The organism is Streptomyces roseicoloratus (genome assembly GCF_004117935.1).
GTDB classification, from domain to species: Bacteria; Actinomycetota; Actinomycetes; order Streptomycetales; family Streptomycetaceae; genus Streptomyces; species Streptomyces roseicoloratus.
Genome location: NZ_SDOY01000130.1, coordinates 1 through 15,533, shown reverse-complemented (window position 1 = coordinate 15,533; position 15,533 = coordinate 1). Strand labels below are relative to the sequence as shown.

The 15,533-nt window shown below is 68.9% G+C and carries 12 protein-coding genes; 5 read left to right on the top strand and 7 right to left on the bottom strand.

The genetic code is table 11. The features are described from left to right. Nucleotides 1-16 precede the first annotated feature (16 nt). From rplJ to ESG85_RS19015, 4 genes are all read left to right on the top strand, one after another. Nucleotides 17-547 (top strand): 50S ribosomal protein L10, encoded by a 531-nt coding sequence (rplJ, locus tag ESG85_RS19035; RefSeq protein WP_128980823.1) that lies wholly within the window; start codon nucleotides 17-19, stop codon nucleotides 545-547. A gap of 112 nt (nucleotides 548-659) precedes the next feature. Then, entirely contained in the window at nucleotides 660-1,046 is a 387-nt protein-coding gene (gene rplL, locus ESG85_RS19030) for a 50S ribosomal protein L7/L12 (protein ID WP_128980821.1), read from the top strand. 543 nt (nucleotides 1,047-1,589) lie between these two features. Then, a complete protein-coding gene (gene rpoB / locus ESG85_RS19020) occupies nucleotides 1,590-5,072 on the top strand; it encodes a DNA-directed RNA polymerase subunit beta (protein WP_128980819.1) in 3,483 nt (1,160 codons plus the stop codon). A 108-nt stretch (nucleotides 5,073-5,180) separates the two neighbouring features. Continuing rightward, the gene (locus tag ESG85_RS19015) at nucleotides 5,181-9,080 is read left to right on the top strand and encodes a DNA-directed RNA polymerase subunit beta' (protein ID WP_128980817.1); all 3,900 of its coding nucleotides are present in this window, start codon (nucleotides 5,181-5,183) and stop codon (nucleotides 9,078-9,080) included. Between the two features lie 104 nt (nucleotides 9,081-9,184). On the opposite strand, the gene ESG85_RS19010 is transcribed toward ESG85_RS19015, so the two are convergent. The 7 genes from ESG85_RS19010 to ESG85_RS18980 form a co-directional block, all read right to left on the bottom strand. Beyond that, nucleotides 9,185-9,448 (bottom strand): hypothetical protein, encoded by a 264-nt coding sequence (locus ESG85_RS19010; RefSeq protein ID WP_128980815.1) that lies wholly within the window; start codon nucleotides 9,446-9,448, stop codon nucleotides 9,185-9,187. Next, complete coding sequence (locus ESG85_RS19005; RefSeq protein WP_128980813.1) at nucleotides 9,435-9,668, bottom strand: hypothetical protein; 234 nt, start codon at nucleotides 9,666-9,668, stop codon at nucleotides 9,435-9,437. The genes ESG85_RS19010 and ESG85_RS19005 overlap by 14 nt, the downstream gene beginning before the upstream one ends. Before the next feature lie 36 nt (nucleotides 9,669-9,704). After that, nucleotides 9,705-10,616: a peptidoglycan-binding protein gene (locus ESG85_RS19000; RefSeq protein ID WP_128980811.1), complete on the bottom strand. Its 912-nt coding sequence runs from the start codon at nucleotides 10,614-10,616 to the stop codon at nucleotides 9,705-9,707. A 165-nt stretch (nucleotides 10,617-10,781) separates the two neighbouring features. Then, nucleotides 10,782-11,255 carry an ATP-binding protein gene (locus tag ESG85_RS36655; protein ID WP_128980809.1) on the bottom strand — a complete coding sequence of 158 codons (474 nt, stop codon included), beginning with the start codon at nucleotides 11,253-11,255 and terminating at the stop codon, nucleotides 10,782-10,784. 40 nt (nucleotides 11,256-11,295) lie between these two features. Further along, nucleotides 11,296-11,868, bottom strand: a complete 573-nt coding sequence (locus tag ESG85_RS18990) for a hypothetical protein (protein ID WP_128980807.1) — start codon at nucleotides 11,866-11,868, stop codon at nucleotides 11,296-11,298. After that, nucleotides 11,868-13,004: a hypothetical protein gene (locus ESG85_RS18985; RefSeq protein ID WP_128980805.1), complete on the bottom strand. Its 1,137-nt coding sequence runs from the start codon at nucleotides 13,002-13,004 to the stop codon at nucleotides 11,868-11,870. The genes ESG85_RS18990 and ESG85_RS18985 overlap by 1 nt, the downstream gene beginning before the upstream one ends. A 12-nt stretch (nucleotides 13,005-13,016) precedes the next feature. Next, on the bottom strand, nucleotides 13,017-14,159 hold the full coding sequence (locus tag ESG85_RS18980; RefSeq protein WP_128980803.1) for a hypothetical protein: 1,143 nt from the start codon (nucleotides 14,157-14,159) through the stop codon (nucleotides 13,017-13,019). A gap of 212 nt (nucleotides 14,160-14,371) precedes the next feature. Between ESG85_RS18980 and ESG85_RS18970 the strand changes: the two genes are divergently transcribed. Continuing rightward, the coding region (locus tag ESG85_RS18970) for an IS110 family RNA-guided transposase (protein WP_128980783.1) at nucleotides 14,372-15,533 on the top strand (1,162 nt) is incomplete at its 3' end.

Sequence of the window (15,533 nt, the reverse complement as noted above, 5' to 3'; positions counted from 1 at the left end):
AGGAGGCGAACGCACTATGCCGACGCCCAACAAGGCTGCATCGGTGGCCGAGCTCACGGACGCGTTCCAGAGCTCCAACGCCGCCGTGCTGACCGAGTACCGGGGTCTCACCGTGGCGCAGCTCAAGACGCTGCGCCGTTCCCTCGGTGAGAACGCCCAGTACGCCGTGGTGAAGAACACGCTGACCAAGATTGCGGCCAACCAGGCTGGGATCACCGCGCTCGACGACCACTTCGCTGGTCCGACGGCGGTCGCCTTCGTCACCGGTGACCCGGTGGAGTCGGCGAAGGCTCTGCGTGACTTCGCCAAGGAGAACCCGAACCTCATCATCAAGGCCGGTGTCCTTGACGGTAAGGCTCTCTCCGCCGACGACATCAAGAAGCTTGCGGACCTCGAGTCCCGCGAGGTTCTGCTCAGCAAGCTGGCCGGTGCCTTCAAGGCGAAGCAGTCCCAGGCTGCCTCCGTCTTCCAGGCGCTGCCGTCGAAGCTCGTCCGCACCGTGGACGCGCTGCGCGCCAAGCAGGCCGAGCAGGGCGGTGCCGAGTAACTCGGCTCGCTTTCTGACCCGTGGCCCTAGGCGCGGGTCGCAGCGGGCCGACGTACGCCCGCCTTACCCAGTACATCCGGCACCTGCCGAATAAGTGGAAGGATCGCCCATCATGGCGAAGCTCACCCAGGACGAGCTGCTTGCCCAGTTCGAGGAGATGACCCTCATCGAGCTCTCCGAGTTCGTGAAGGCCTTCGAGGACAAGTTCGACGTCACCGCTGCCGCTGCCGCCCCGGTCGTCGTGGCCGGCGGTGTCGCCGGTGGCGGCGAGGCCGCTGCCGAGGAGAAGGACGAGTTCGACGTCATCCTCACCGGCGCCGGCGACAAGAAGATCCAGGTCATCAAGGTCGTGCGCGAGCTGACCTCCCTGGGTCTGAAGGAGGCCAAGGACCTCGTCGACGGCACCCCGAAGCCGGTCCTCGAGAAGGTCAACAAGGAAGCCGCTGACAAGGCCAAGGAGGCCCTCGAGGGCGCCGGCGCCTCCGTCGAGGTCAAGTAAGACCTCGTCGCGTAGCGACCTTCCGGTGGGCGTGTAACGCTCGCCGCGTGAAAGGCGATCATCCATCTGGGTGGTCGCCTTTCGGCGTTCCCGGGAACGGCGTGGCGGCCGTCGCCGGGGGCCTCGGAAGCGGAGTAAGGTGATCTTCGCCGTGCGCCGCGCAGGGGCGGGGGCCTTGACGAACCGCACGCAGCGCGCAATTCTCAGGACGCGTCGTCACAACGATCCGATTCCGAGGCATGGATCGACGACCGAACGGGCAGTATCGAGGTGCGCCGCACGGCGCGAGGTACCGCGGAGTTGAGAACAACGAGGGTCGAGAAAGACACGCCCTGGACATCAGTGGGCCAAGTGGCTACACTGTCCCTTTGCGCTGCCTGTTAGCTGTCCCCTGCCCGTCACAAGGGGCATACCCTCGCATCCGCCTCGCTGGTCGACCCACTCTGACCTGGCCTTTCGGCCATATCGAGAATCGTCTTCCACGGGGCTCCGCAAGGGACCGGTACGCGCGCAGTGAGTCCGAGCCCTCGGAAGGACCCCCTCTTGGCCGCCTCGCGCAACGCCTCGACCAATACGAACAACGGCGCCAGCACCGCCCCGCTGCGCATCTCCTTTGCAAAGATCAAGGAGCCCCTCGAGGTTCCGAACCTCCTCGCGCTCCAGACCGAGAGCTTCGACTGGCTGCTCGGCAACGCCGCGTGGAAGGCTCGCGTCGAGGCCGCCCTTGAGTCGGGACAGGACGTCCCCACGAAGTCCGGTCTGGAGGAGATCTTCGAGGAGATCTCCCCGATCGAGGACTTCTCCGGGTCGATGTCGCTGACCTTCCGCGACCACCGCTTCGAGCCGCCGAAGAACTCGATCGACGAGTGCAAGGACCGTGACTTCACCTACGGTGCCCCGCTCTTCGTGACCGCCGAGTTCACGAACAACGAGACCGGCGAGATCAAGTCCCAGACGGTCTTCATGGGCGACTTCCCGCTCATGACCAACAAGGGCACCTTCGTCATCAACGGCACCGAGCGTGTCGTCGTGTCGCAGCTCGTCCGTTCGCCCGGTGTCTACTTCGACTCCTCCATCGACAAGACGTCCGACAAGGACATCTTCTCCGCCAAGATCATCCCGTCCCGGGGTGCCTGGCTGGAGATGGAGATCGACAAGCGCGACCTGGTCGGTGTCCGCATCGACCGCAAGCGCAAGCAGTCCGTGACCGTCCTCCTCAAGGCGCTCGGCTGGACCACCGAGCAGATCCTGCAGGAGTTCGGCGAGTACGAGTCCATGCGCGCCACCCTGGAGAAGGACCACACCCAGGGCCAGGACGACGCGCTGCTCGACATCTACCGCAAGCTCCGTCCGGGCGAGCCGCCGACGCGCGAGGCCGCCCAGACGCTGCTCGAGAACCTGTACTTCAACCCGAAGCGCTACGACCTCGCGAAGGTCGGCCGCTACAAGGTCAACAAGAAGCTCGGTGCCGACGAGCCGCTGGACGCGGGCGTCCTCACCACCGACGACATCATCGCCACGATCAAGTACCTGGTGAAGCTGCACGCCGGCGAGACCGAGACGGTCGGCGCCAGCGGCAGCGAGGTCGTCATCGAGGCCGACGACATCGACCACTTCGGCAACCGTCGTCTGCGCAACGTCGGCGAGCTCATCCAGAACCAGGTCCGTACGGGTCTCGCCCGTATGGAGCGCGTCGTGCGCGAGCGCATGACCACCCAGGACGTCGAGGCGATCACGCCGCAGACCCTGATCAACATCCGGCCGGTCGTCGCCTCCATCAAGGAGTTCTTCGGCACCAGCCAGCTGTCGCAGTTCATGGACCAGAACAACCCGCTGTCGGGTCTGACGCACAAGCGTCGTCTCTCGGCGCTGGGTCCCGGCGGTCTGTCCCGTGAGCGGGCCGGCTTCGAGGTCCGAGACGTGCACCCGTCCCACTACGGCCGCATGTGTCCGATCGAGACGCCCGAAGGCCCGAACATCGGTCTGATCGGTTCGCTCGCCTCGTACGGCCGGATCAACCCGTTCGGCTTCATCGAGACGCCGTACCGCAAGGTCGTCGACGGCCAGGTCACCGACGAGGTCGACTACGTCACCGCCGACGAGGAGGACCGCTTCGTCATCGCCCAGGCGAACGCGACCCTCGACGAGAACCTCCGCTTCACGGAGAACCGCGTCCTGGTCCGCAAGCGTGGCGGTGAGGTCGACTACGTCGAGCCGTCCGAGGTCGACTACATGGACGTCTCGCCGCGCCAGATGGTGTCGGTCGCGACCGCCATGATCCCGTTCCTCGAGCACGACGACGCCAACCGTGCCCTCATGGGCGCGAACATGATGCGCCAGGCCGTTCCGCTCATCAAGGCGGAGGCCCCGCTCGTCGGCACCGGCATGGAGTACCGCTGCGCCACCGACGCCGGCGACGTGCTCAAGGCCGAGAAGGACGGTGTCATCCAGGAGCTGTCCGCGGACTACATCACCGTGGCCAACGACGACGGCACCTACATCACCTACCGCCTGGCCAAGTTCTCCCGCTCGAACCAGGGCACCTCGGTCAACCAGAAGGTCGTCGTCTCCGAGGGCGACCGCGTGATCGAGGGCCAGGTCCTGGCCGACGGTCCCGCGACCGAAGAGGGCGAGATGGCCCTCGGCAAGAACCTGCTCGTGGCGTTCATGCCGTGGGAGGGTCACAACTACGAGGACGCGATCATCCTGTCGCAGCGCCTCGTGCAGGACGACGTCCTCTCCTCGATCCACATCGAGGAGCACGAGGTCGACGCCCGTGACACCAAGCTCGGCCCCGAGGAGATCACCCGGGACATCCCGAACGTCTCCGAGGAGGTCCTCGCCGACCTCGACGAGCGCGGCATCATCCGCATCGGTGCCGAGGTCGTCGCCGGCGACATCCTGGTCGGCAAGGTCACCCCGAAGGGTGAGACCGAGCTGACCCCGGAGGAGCGCCTGCTCCGCGCGATCTTCGGCGAGAAGGCCCGTGAGGTCCGTGACACCTCGCTGAAGGTCCCGCACGGCGAGACCGGCAAGGTCATCGGCGTCCGCGTCTTCGACCGCGAGGAGGGCGACGAGCTTCCCCCGGGCGTGAACCAGCTGGTCCGCGTCTACGTCGCCCAGAAGCGCAAGATCACCGACGGTGACAAGCTCGCCGGCCGTCACGGCAACAAGGGTGTCATCTCCAAGATCCTGCCCATCGAGGACATGCCGTTCCTCGAGGACGGAACTCCGGTCGACATCATCCTCAACCCGCTCGGCGTCCCGTCCCGAATGAACCCGGGACAGGTCCTGGAGATCCACCTCGGCTGGCTCGCCAGCCGCGGCTGGGACGTCTCCGGCCTCGCCGACGAGTGGGCGCAGCGCCTCCAGGCCATCGGTGCCGACCAGGTCGCCCCCGGCACCAACGTCGCCACCCCGGTCTTCGACGGTGCGCGTGAGGACGAGCTCGCGGGTCTGCTCCAGCACACCATCCCGAACCGCGACGGCGAGCGCATGGTGCTCCCGTCCGGCAAGGCGCGTCTGTTCGACGGCCGCTCCGGCGAGCCGTTCCCGGACCCGATCTCGGTCGGGTACATGTACATCCTCAAGCTCCACCACCTGGTCGACGACAAGCTGCACGCCCGCTCGACCGGCCCGTACTCGATGATCACCCAGCAGCCGCTGGGTGGTAAGGCCCAGTTCGGTGGTCAGCGCTTCGGTGAGATGGAGGTGTGGGCGCTCGAGGCGTACGGCGCCGCCTACGCCCTCCAGGAGCTGCTGACGATCAAGTCCGACGACGTCACCGGCCGCGTGAAGGTCTACGAGGCCATCGTCAAGGGCGAGAACATCCCTGAGCCCGGCATCCCCGAGTCCTTCAAGGTGCTCATCAAGGAGATGCAGTCCCTGTGCCTCAACGTGGAGGTGCTGTCCTCGGACGGCATGTCCATCGAGATGCGCGACACCGACGAGGACGTCTTCCGCGCTGCGGAGGAGCTCGGCATCGACCTGTCCCGGCGCGAGCCGAGCAGCGTCGAAGAGGTCTGACGGGAGTCCGGTGCGGGGACTCGGTGGAACACCGCTGAGTCCCCGGCCGGCCCCAGGACCCCCGTATCAGACCCACAGCCTTACAACCCTGAGAGGGATTGACGCATAGTGCTCGACGTCAACTTCTTCGACGAGCTCCGGATCGGTCTGGCCACCGCTGACGACATCCGTCAGTGGAGCCACGGCGAGGTCAAGAAGCCGGAGACCATCAACTACCGCACCCTGAAGCCCGAGAAGGACGGACTCTTCTGCGAGAAGATCTTCGGTCCGACCCGGGACTGGGAGTGCTACTGCGGCAAGTACAAGCGTGTCCGCTTCAAGGGCATCATCTGTGAGCGGTGTGGCGTCGAGGTCACCCGCGCCAAGGTGCGCCGTGAGCGGATGGGCCACATTGAGCTGGCCGCTCCCGTCACCCACATCTGGTACTTCAAGGGCGTTCCGTCGCGTCTGGGCTACCTGCTCGACCTCGCCCCGAAGGACCTGGAGAAGGTCATCTACTTCGCGGCGTACATGATCACGTACGTCGACGACGAGCGCCGTACGCGCGACCTGCCCTCGCTGGAGGCGCACGTCTCCGTCGAGCGTCAGCAGATCGAGAACCGCCGCGACTCCGACCTGGAGGCCCGCGCCAAGAAGCTCGAGTCCGACCTGGCCGAGCTCGAGGCCGAGGGCGCCAAGGCCGACGTGCGCCGCAAGGTGCGCGAGGGCGCCGAGCGCGAGATGAAGCAGCTCCGCGACCGCGCGCAGCGCGAGATCGACCGCCTCGACGAGGTGTGGAACCGCTTCAAGAACCTCAAGGTCCAGGACCTGGAGGGCGACGAGCTCCTCTACCGCGAGCTGCGTGACCGCTTCGGCACGTACTTCGACGGCTCGATGGGTGCCGCGGCGCTGCAGAAGCGCCTCGAGTCCTTCGACCTGGAGGAGGAGGCGGAGAAGCTCCGCGAGATCATCCGCACCGGCAAGGGCCAGAAGAAGACCCGTGCGCTCAAGCGCCTCAAGGTCGTCTCGGCGTTCCTGCAGACCGCGAACAGCCCCAAGGGCATGGTTCTCGACTGCGTGCCGGTCATCCCGCCGGACCTGCGTCCGATGGTGCAGCTCGACGGTGGCCGCTTCGCGACCTCCGACCTGAACGACCTGTACCGCCGCGTGATCAACCGCAACAACCGTCTGAAGCGTCTGCTCGACCTCGGTGCCCCCGAGATCATCGTGAACAACGAGAAGCGGATGCTCCAGGAGGCGGTCGACGCCCTCTTCGACAACGGCCGTCGCGGTCGCCCGGTCACGGGCCCCGGCAACCGTCCGCTGAAGTCCCTCAGCGACATGCTGAAGGGCAAGCAGGGTCGATTCCGTCAGAACCTGCTCGGCAAGCGTGTCGACTACTCGGCGCGTTCCGTCATCGTCGTCGGCCCGCAGCTCAAGCTGCACCAGTGCGGTCTGCCGAAGGCCATGGCGCTGGAGCTCTTCAAGCCGTTCGTGATGAAGCGCCTGGTCGACCTGAACCACGCGCAGAACATCAAGTCGGCCAAGCGGATGGTCGAGCGCGGCCGCACGGTCGTGTACGACGTCCTCGAAGAGGTCATCGCCGAGCACCCGGTCCTGCTGAACCGTGCTCCCACGCTGCACCGCCTCGGCATCCAGGCCTTCGAGCCCCAGCTGGTCGAGGGCAAGGCCATCCAGATCCACCCGCTCGTCTGCACCGCGTTCAACGCGGACTTCGACGGTGACCAGATGGCCGTCCACCTGCCGCTCTCCGCGGAGGCGCAGGCCGAGGCCCGCATCCTGATGCTGTCCTCGAACAACATCCTCAAGCCCGCCGACGGCCGTCCGGTGACGATGCCGACCCAGGACATGGTCCTCGGTCTGTTCTTCCTCACCACCGACGGCGAGCTGCGTGACGTCAAGGGCGAGGGCCGCGCGTTCGGCTCCACCGCCGAGGCGATCATGGCGTTCGACGCCGGCGAGCTGTCGCTGCAGGCGCAGATCGACATCCGCTTCCCGATCGGCACCGTTCCGCCGCGCGGCTGGGTTCCCCCGGTCGCGGAGGAGGGCGAGCCGGAGTGGCAGCAGGGTGACAGCTTCCGTCTGAAGACCACGCTCGGCCGTGCGCTCTTCAACGAGCTGCTGCCCGAGGACTACCCGTTCGTCGACTACTCGGTCGGCAAGAAGCAGCTCTCCGAGATCGTCAACGACCTCGCCGAGCGCTACCCCAAGGTCATCGTGGCGGCGACGCTCGACAACCTGAAGGCGTCCGGCTTCTACTGGGCCACCCGTTCCGGCGTCACCGTCGCCATCTCGGACGTCGTCGTCCCCGAGGCGAAGAAGCAGATCGTCGCCGGCTACGAGGCGCAGGACGAGAAGGTCCAGAAGCAGTACGAGCGCGGTCTGATCACCAAGGAAGAGCGCACGCAGGAGCTCATCGCGATCTGGACCAAGGCGACCAACGAGGTCGCCGAGGCGATGAACGCGAACTTCCCCAAGACCAACCCCATCTTCATGATGGTCGACTCGGGTGCCCGAGGAAACATGATGCAGATGCGGCAGATCGCCGGTATGCGCGGTCTGGTGTCGAACGCGAAGAACGAGACCATCCCGCGTCCGATCAAGGCCTCGTTCCGCGAGGGCCTCTCCGTGCTCGAGTACTTCATCTCGACCCACGGTGCCCGTAAGGGTCTCGCCGACACCGCCCTGCGTACCGCCGACTCGGGTTACCTGACCCGTCGTCTGGTGGACGTCTCGCAGGACGTGATCATCCGCGAGGAGGACTGTGGCACCGACCGCGGTCTGAAGCTGCGGATCGCGGCCAAGGACGAGGCCGGCGTGCTGCGCAAGGCCGAGGACGTCGAGACCAGCGTGTACGCGCGCTGCCTCGCGGAGGACGTCGTCGTCGACGGCAAGGTGCTGGCCCCGGCCGGCGTCGACCTGGGTGACGTGCTCATCGAGCAGCTGGTCACCGCGGGCGTCGAGGAGGTCAAGACGCGTTCGGTCCTGACCTGTGAGTCCGCCGTCGGCACCTGCGCCATGTGCTACGGCCGCTCGCTGGCCACCGGCAAGCTGGTCGACATCGGTGAGGCGGTCGGCATCATCGCCGCCCAGTCCATCGGTGAGCCCGGTACCCAGCTGACGATGCGTACCTTCCACACCGGTGGTGTGGCCGGTGACGACATCACCCAGGGTCTGCCGCGTGTCGTCGAGCTCTTCGAGGCCCGTCAGCCCAAGGGTGTCGCCCCGATCTCCGAGGCGGCCGGTCGCGTCCGCATCGAGGAGACCGAGAAGACCAAGAAGATCGTCGTCACCCCGGACGACGGCAGCGACGAGACGGCGTTCCCGATCTCGAAGCGTGCCCGTCTGCTGGTGGGCGAGGGCGACCACGTCGAGGTGGGCCAGAAGCTCACCGTGGGTGCCACCAACCCGCACGACGTGCTGCGCATCCTCGGCCAGCGCGCGGTCCAGGTCCACCTGGTCGGCGAGGTCCAGAAGGTCTACAACTCGCAGGGCGTGTCGATCCACGACAAGCACATCGAGATCATCATCCGGCAGATGCTGCGCCGCGTGACGATCATCGAGTCCGGTGACGCGGAGCTGCTGCCGGGCGAGCTCGTGGAGCGCTCGAAGTTCGAGACCGAGAACCGTCGTGTGGTCCAGGAAGGCGGCCACCCGGCCTCCGGCCGTCCGCAGCTGATGGGTATCACCAAGGCCTCGCTGGCGACGGAGTCCTGGCTGTCGGCCGCCTCCTTCCAGGAGACGACCCGAGTGCTGACGGACGCGGCGATCAACGCCAAGTCCGACAGCCTCATCGGCCTCAAGGAGAACGTCATCATCGGTAAGCTCATCCCGGCCGGTACGGGTCTGTCCCGCTACCGCAACATCCGGGTCGAGCCGACCGAGGAGGCCAAGGCCGCGATGTACTCGGCCGTCGGCTACGACGACATCGACTACTCGCCGTTCGGCACCGGCTCCGGCCAGGCCGTGCCGCTGGAGGACTACGACTACGGTCCGTACAACCAGTAAGGCGTAGGCGACACGCCAGAGAAGGGCGGCACCCCGCAGGGGGTGCCGCCCTTCGGCGTTCGGCGGTGTCCGTCCGCGAGACGGTCGAGGAGGTCCGCCGCGGCTCAGCGTCCGGCCAGTTCCCAGGCCGCGAGCAGCACGCCGGCGCCCGCCGTGAGCGCGGCGATCGAGGCCAGGGGCCAGCGGGCGCGCTCCAGGGCGTCGAGACGGGACTCGTGGTCGGCGAGCTGCTTGTCGGTCTGGTCGCTGCGCTGCACGAGCAGCGCGAGGGAGCCGTCGACGCGGGCGAAGCCGGCCTCCAGGGTGCCGCGCAGCCGCTCCAGTTCCAGGGCGACGGCGACCGGGTCGTTCGGGTCAGGCTCGGTCATCGGCCGCTCCCGGCTCCACGCGCAGCCAGGACGGCAGCAGGCGCTGGACGGCCGGAAGGGCCATCACCCGGGTGAGCGCGCCGGCGACGGCGAGCGCCCCGGCGACCCAGGGCAGGGTCTCGGGGATGCCCGCGGCGTCGACGATCGCGGGCAGCACGACGGCGATGCCGACGGCGGTCTGCACCAGCGTGCGGGCCGTCCGCTTGGCGGCTTCGGTCATCGGTGGTTCTCCTTGCTGTGCGGGGGAGTGGGGCGGTCAGCCGGTGTACGGGACCTTGAGGGCGTTCCACGAGGTGGCGCCCGGCCAGCCGTCGGCGTCGGAGCCGCGGAAGCCGAGCTTGCGCTGCCAGGCGGCGTACGACTGGCGGTCGGCCTCGGACCAGCGCGGCCCGGGGCCGACCCGGTAGCGGCCGCAGCCCTCGGCGACCAGCCGGCGGCCCATCGCGGTGACGATCGGCGAGCTCGGGGTGGTCCTGAAGAAGGCGGCGCCGGGGAAGGGCTGGTGGCGGGGGGTCGCCGGCCCGGCGGGGGCGGTCGGGCGGGCGGCCGGGGCCTTGCCGAGCCGCTTCTGCACCCGGTCGCGCATGCCCGGCATGCCGAAGCCGTTCGGGTCGTTCTTCCAGTCGGACCACTCGGAGTGGCCGATGACGGACCTCGCGCCCCAGCCGTGGGCGCGGCAGATCGCCGCCGACACCCGCTCGATGGCGTCGAGCTGTTCGGCGGGCCAGGGATCGCGGCCGTTGCCGAGGTTGACGCATTCGAAGCCGTAGAAGCGGGAGTTGCCGTCGACGGCTCCGCGGCTGCCCTGGTGCTCGCGCGGCACCGGCGGCCGGACCCCGTACGTCTCGCTGATCACGGCCTGGAGGACGGACGGGTCGCCGCCCCCGGCGTGGTTGGCGCGGCCGGCGGAGATCAGGTGGACGGTGCCGTCCTTGGCGATGACGCCGTGGCACAGCGGGCCGGGCAGGCCGGCGTAGCCGTCGTGGCAGAGGCTCACGGTGTTCGCGGTGCCGCTGGAGACGGTGTGGTGGATCATCACACCGATCACGGGCCCCCAGGCGCCGTGGCCGTTGCGGTTGTGGGTGCGCCAGCCGTCGTGCTCGACGACCTTGACGCCTTCGGCGCGGAGCGCGGCGACGAGCCGGTCCGCGGAGAGGGGGGCTGCCATGTGTGTCCTCCGGGCAGGGGTTCCGGGCCGGGACCCGGGCATGAGAAAACCCCGGCCGGATCGGTGCGGCGCGGGGCGTGGGGTGGGGTGGGGTGTGGGGTCGGGATGTGGGATGTGGGGTGTGGGGGGAGGGTGGCGTGTGTACGGGGGCGGGCGGGCCGGGCGTTACGGAGCCGGCTCGGGCGTCGGTTCCGGGGACGGCTCCGGGGCGGGCTCGGGCTCCGGGGTCGGCTCGGGCGTCGGCTCCGGTTCGGGTTCGGGCGTCGGCTCCGGTTCGGGGGCCGGGGCCCAGGTGGCGCAGAGGGCGGCGTAGGCGCTCCGGCGGGCCTCGAAATCGGCGAGGGCGGCGGTGACGGCCCGCTCGACGGCGGTCGGGTCGGGGACGACGGGGGCGCCGTTCCGTCCGTCGACGAGCACCGTGGCGGAGCCGCGCAGGACGGTGTCGCCCGTGCCGCTCTCGCTGGTCTGGGCGGTGACGTACACCGACGGGTACTGGCCGGTGACCGGGTCGCGCTCCAGCGTGTTGCCGAGGCTGTTGTCGTGTACGCGGACGGCGACGGTGTGGCCGTCCTCGGTGACGGTGACGCGGCCCGCGTAGTCGATGGCCACGCCCCAGGGGTAGGCGGGGTCGATGTTCATGGTCTGCTCCTCGACGGCCTGGACGGCCTCGGTGGACGGATCAGGTCTGGGTGCCGTGGATCAGGACGGGCTGGGCGTAGACGGTGCCGCCGGTGGCCTTGGCCTGGATCTCGATCTGCATGGTCTGGCCGAACCTGCTGTTCACGTCGACGGGGAGCAGACCGATGTGGTTGAAGGTGGTGCCGGCGATGACGGTGGGGCCGAACTGCAGGCCGTCGACCAGGACCTTCACCTCACCGCTGGCACCGCTGGACACCGCGGTCTCCACGGTCAGCCGCAGCTTCGGCTGCCAGATCGGGTTGTAGGACTTGGCGACCGTCGTGAAGGCCGTGCTGGTGGTCGACGGCCATCGGGCCTTGTCCGTGGGCTGCGGCGGCAGCAGGGCCAGCCAGGGCCGGGCGAGGCCGCCGGTCATGATGTCGTCGGCGAAGATCTCGTGGCCGTAGCCGTCGAAGATCCGGAACAGCGGCCGGTTGATGGTGACGCTGCCGGTCTGCGCGGGCGGGCGGATCTCGCTGACCGCGGGCCGGGTGGTGACGGCCGTGGACAGGGCCTTGATCCGGCGTTCCATCTGGTTCAGCCGGTCGATGATGTCCTCGGGCAGCTGGGGCATCAGGCCTCCTCAAGGTAGAGCTCGGCGGTGTCGGGACGGCCGCGCTCCGGGGGAGTGACCTTGACGCCGATGATGCGGCAGCGGGCGTCGAGGCCCTGGCGGTGCCACTCGTCGGTGATGCGGATCCGGGCCACGCGGCCGATGAGCTGCGGCGGGATGATCCCGCCGAGGCGGATGGTGATCGCCGGGATCACGACGGCGCCGCGCGCCTCGTCGAGTTCCCGCTTGGCCAGTGAGCCGAGCGTGACGGGGTCGGTGATGTCGTTGTGGTCCGAGGACAGGTCGATCAGCGGCCAGCCGTCCGCGAGCAGGTCGCCGGCGATCTGCTGGGTGGAGAGCACCGGCCGGGACTCGGTGCCCGCGTTGGAGTTGGCGGAGCCGCCGCGGGCCACGGCGGTGGTGCCGCCGCGGGTCGCGTCGTACGGGAAGGAGTACGACAGGATCGCGCCCGGCCGGTCGAAGACCAGGTCCGTCGCACCGTTGACGATCTTGGGTGAGCCGAGCCGGAGCTGCTTGACCCGCCTGCCGCTGATCGGGTCGCGGTAGACCAGGATCTGGTGCTCGAAGCCGTTCTCCATGGCGGCGAGCTGGTCGAGCGCCTCCAGGTAGACCGTCTCGTCGCCGTTGCGCCAGGAGGCCTTCCGGTAGACGTCGGACCTCTCCTCGCCGAACGTGATCCCGAGGCGCCGGGGCTCCCGGTCGGGCGGCAGGGGGACGGTGGGGTCGTCCTGGAGGTCGAGCTCCCGCCACAGCCGGCGCGCGATCTCCAGCTGGTCGGTGTCCTCGTCGAAGGAGATGTCGGTGCGGATGCGCCGCCGGCCCGCGTACGAGTCGAAGGTGGCGGCCTGGATCCCGAGGGTCAGGACGCCCCGTCCGCTGGACTGCAGGGTGGTGGTCCAGACGATGCCGCCCCACCACAGGTCGCCGCCGCGCTCCAGGTAGACCGCGGTGCGGCCTTCCCGGACCTGCTTGACCCGCTCGGCCATCTCCTCGTTGGGGACCGGGATGGTGCCGGAGAGGGAGCCGGCCTTGCCGATGTAGTCGTCGATGGAGACGTCCCGCAGCGGCAGGATGTCGAGGGTCTGGTCGGTGAGCAGATCGGTGAAGATGGCCCGGTAGGGCGTGTCGATGGCCATGACGGGCCTCCTTTACAGGACGAACGTGGCGCTGACGCGGATGTTCCGGTTGGCGGTCAGTTGGCCGTTCGGGGACCAGGTCCGCAGGTTGACGATGCCACCGGAGGTGATGTCGGCGGCGCCGTCGGCGTAGCCGTCGCCGGCGAGCGCCTCCATGCCGAACGCGGGGCGCCAGCCGGTGGGCAGGGTGCACAGCGGTTCGTCGGCGATCTGGCCGGCGCTGCTGGAGGTGACGGTGGGGCCGGTGCGCGTCACGGTCACGGTGAGGGTGCACAGCCCGCTCTTGGTCTTGCGGCCGGCGAACGCGACCACCGCCCAGTTGGGCATGGCCGTCACCCCGGAGACGGCGGTGGTCACCTCCACCGGCGGCTGGTAGTTCACCCAGGCGGTGCCGTTCCAGCGCTGCAGCACCCCCGCGTTCTCGCGGAACTGGCCGGTGTAGCTGCCCGTCGACAGGATGCCGGCGGGGGCGATGCCGCCGATCTCCCTGGGGTAGGGGATCCAGCCTTCGCCGTTCCAGCGCTGGAGGTAGTGGGCGTTGTCGTTGTCCTGGTACTGGCCCGGGTAGGAGCCCGTCACACCGGCGTTGTTGTAGACGGGCAGGATGCCGCCCACCGCGACCGTCGTGGTGCGCAGGTCGGTGGTGGTGCCGGGAGCCGACCATTCGATGCCGCCGTTGCCCGCCGAGGCGCCGGCCCGCACCTTGACGCTGAACAGCACCAGGGAGCGGGCCGGGGCCGGCGGAGGCTCCGGTGCCGCCTTCGGCTCGCCCTTGACGATCTCCACGACGGCCTCGTACCGGCCCTGGAGGTCGGCGTCGTTGTCGTACACGCGCAGGACGACGAGGTCGATGCGCGGGTTCAGCGCGTCGCCGTCGGCGAAGGTGAGGGTCATGTCCTGGTCGAGGGCGACGGGGTAGGCGCCGTCGCCGGGCGCCCCCTGGACCACGGCCCGGCCGGCGTGGACGGTGGCGGTCATCGGGCCGCTGGTGTTCATCCCCAGACCGCCGACCCGGTACGTGCCGTCGACCGTTCCGGGCAGGATGCCCGACCGTGCGCCGAGCGGGTCGACGGGAGTGGTGGCGCCGATGTTGGTGAGGCGGGTGTGCTGACGGGTCTGACCGGTGGGCGTCAGCCAGCCGGAGCGTACGGGCATGGAGTCTCCGTAAGTTGTTTGGTGGCCCGGGAGGGCCGGGTGTGGCTTATGGGTTCTTGCCTTCAGTGGCTTCTCAGGAGTGGCCGCCCGGTTCTCCGGGGCGCCCTGACTGCTGATTGAGATGTGCGCGCCTTGTGCGGTCGCTGATTACGGAGATGACAGCGGGGTGTTCCTTGGGCCGACGGCACGCCGTGCGGAACGAGGAGGGGCGAGTGAACGAGCGACGGGCCCGGGTCTGGGTCGGCATCGACGCCGGTAAGGGCCATCACTGGGCGGCGGTGGTCGACGAAACCGGCGCGACTCTGTGGTCGAAGAAGATCGGCAACGACGAGTCGGAGATCCTGACCGCACTCGGCGAAATCCTGGAGCTGGCCGACGAAGTCCAGTGGGCGGTGGACATCTCCGGTACGTCCTCCGCGCTGTTGCTTGCCCTGCTCGCGGCCCATGGCCAGCAGGCCGTCTACGTGCCCGGCCGCACGGTCAACCGCATGTCCGGCGCCTACCGGGGCGAGGCCGAAACCGACGCCCGCGACGCCTACGTCATCGCGGAAACCGCCCGCCACCGCCGGGACTTCGCCACCATCGAAGTGCCCGCCCAACTCGCCGCGGACCTTGCCCTGCTGACCGCCCACCGAACCGACCTGGTGGCCGACAGGGTGCGAATGATCAACCGACTCCGCGACGTGCTGACCGGTGTCTTCCCCGCCCTGGAACGGGCCTTCGACTACTCCGCCCACAAAGGTGCGCTGGTACTGCTGACCGGCTACCAGACCCCAGCCGCCATCCGCCGACGTGGCCGGGCGCGGCTCACGGCCTGGCTCGCCAACCGCAGTGTGCGCGGCGCCGACGCCGTCGCGGCAACCGCACTCGAAGCCGCCCAGGCCCAGCAGACCGCCCTGCCGGGTGAGGACGTCGCCGCCCAGATCGTGGCCGACCTGGCCACGCAGATCCTGGACCTGGACGACCGGCTCAAGCGGATCGACAAGCAGATCCGCGACACGTTCCGCAGCCACCCGCAAGCCGAGATCATCGAGTCCCTGCCCGGCATGGGCCCCATACTCGGCGCCGAGTTCATCGTCGCTGCAGGTGACCTTGCGGCCTACGCGGATGCCGGCCATCTCGCCTCCGCGGCCGGGCTGGTGCCAGTCCCACGCGACTCGGGCCGCCGAACCGGCAACCTCCACCGGCCCAAGCGCTACAGCCGCCGCCTGCGCAGGGTCTTCTACATGTCCGCGCAGACCAGCATCATCCGCGAGGGACCGAACCGAGACTTCTACCTCAAGAAGCGCGGCGAGGGCTGCAAGCACGTTCAGGCCGTGATCGCCCTGGCCCGCCGACGAGCCAGCGTCCTGTGGGCCCTCCTGCGCGACAACC

Excerpts from the sequence above, each read along its gene's own strand:
- ESG85_RS19005 (WP_128980813.1), bottom strand. The coding sequence starts at position 9,668 with ATGACCGAAGCCGCCAAGCGGACGGCCCGCACGCTGGTGCAGACCGCC.
- rplJ (WP_128980823.1), top strand. The coding sequence starts at position 17 with ATGCCGACGCCCAACAAGGCTGCATCGGTGGCCGAGCTCACGGACGCG.
- ESG85_RS18985 (WP_128980805.1), bottom strand. The coding sequence starts at position 13,004 with ATGGCCATCGACACGCCCTACCGGGCCATCTTCACCGATCTGCTCACC.
- ESG85_RS19010 (WP_128980815.1), bottom strand. The coding sequence starts at position 9,448 with ATGACCGAGCCTGACCCGAACGACCCGGTCGCCGTCGCCCTGGAACTG.
- ESG85_RS18980 (WP_128980803.1), bottom strand. The coding sequence starts at position 14,159 with ATGCCCGTACGCTCCGGCTGGCTGACGCCCACCGGTCAGACCCGTCAG.
- rplL (WP_128980821.1), top strand. The coding sequence starts at position 660 with ATGGCGAAGCTCACCCAGGACGAGCTGCTTGCCCAGTTCGAGGAGATG.
- ESG85_RS36655 (WP_128980809.1), bottom strand. The coding sequence starts at position 11,255 with ATGAACATCGACCCCGCCTACCCCTGGGGCGTGGCCATCGACTACGCG.
- ESG85_RS18990 (WP_128980807.1), bottom strand. The coding sequence starts at position 11,868 with ATGCCCCAGCTGCCCGAGGACATCATCGACCGGCTGAACCAGATGGAA.
- ESG85_RS19000 (WP_128980811.1), bottom strand. The coding sequence starts at position 10,616 with ATGGCAGCCCCCCTCTCCGCGGACCGGCTCGTCGCCGCGCTCCGCGCC.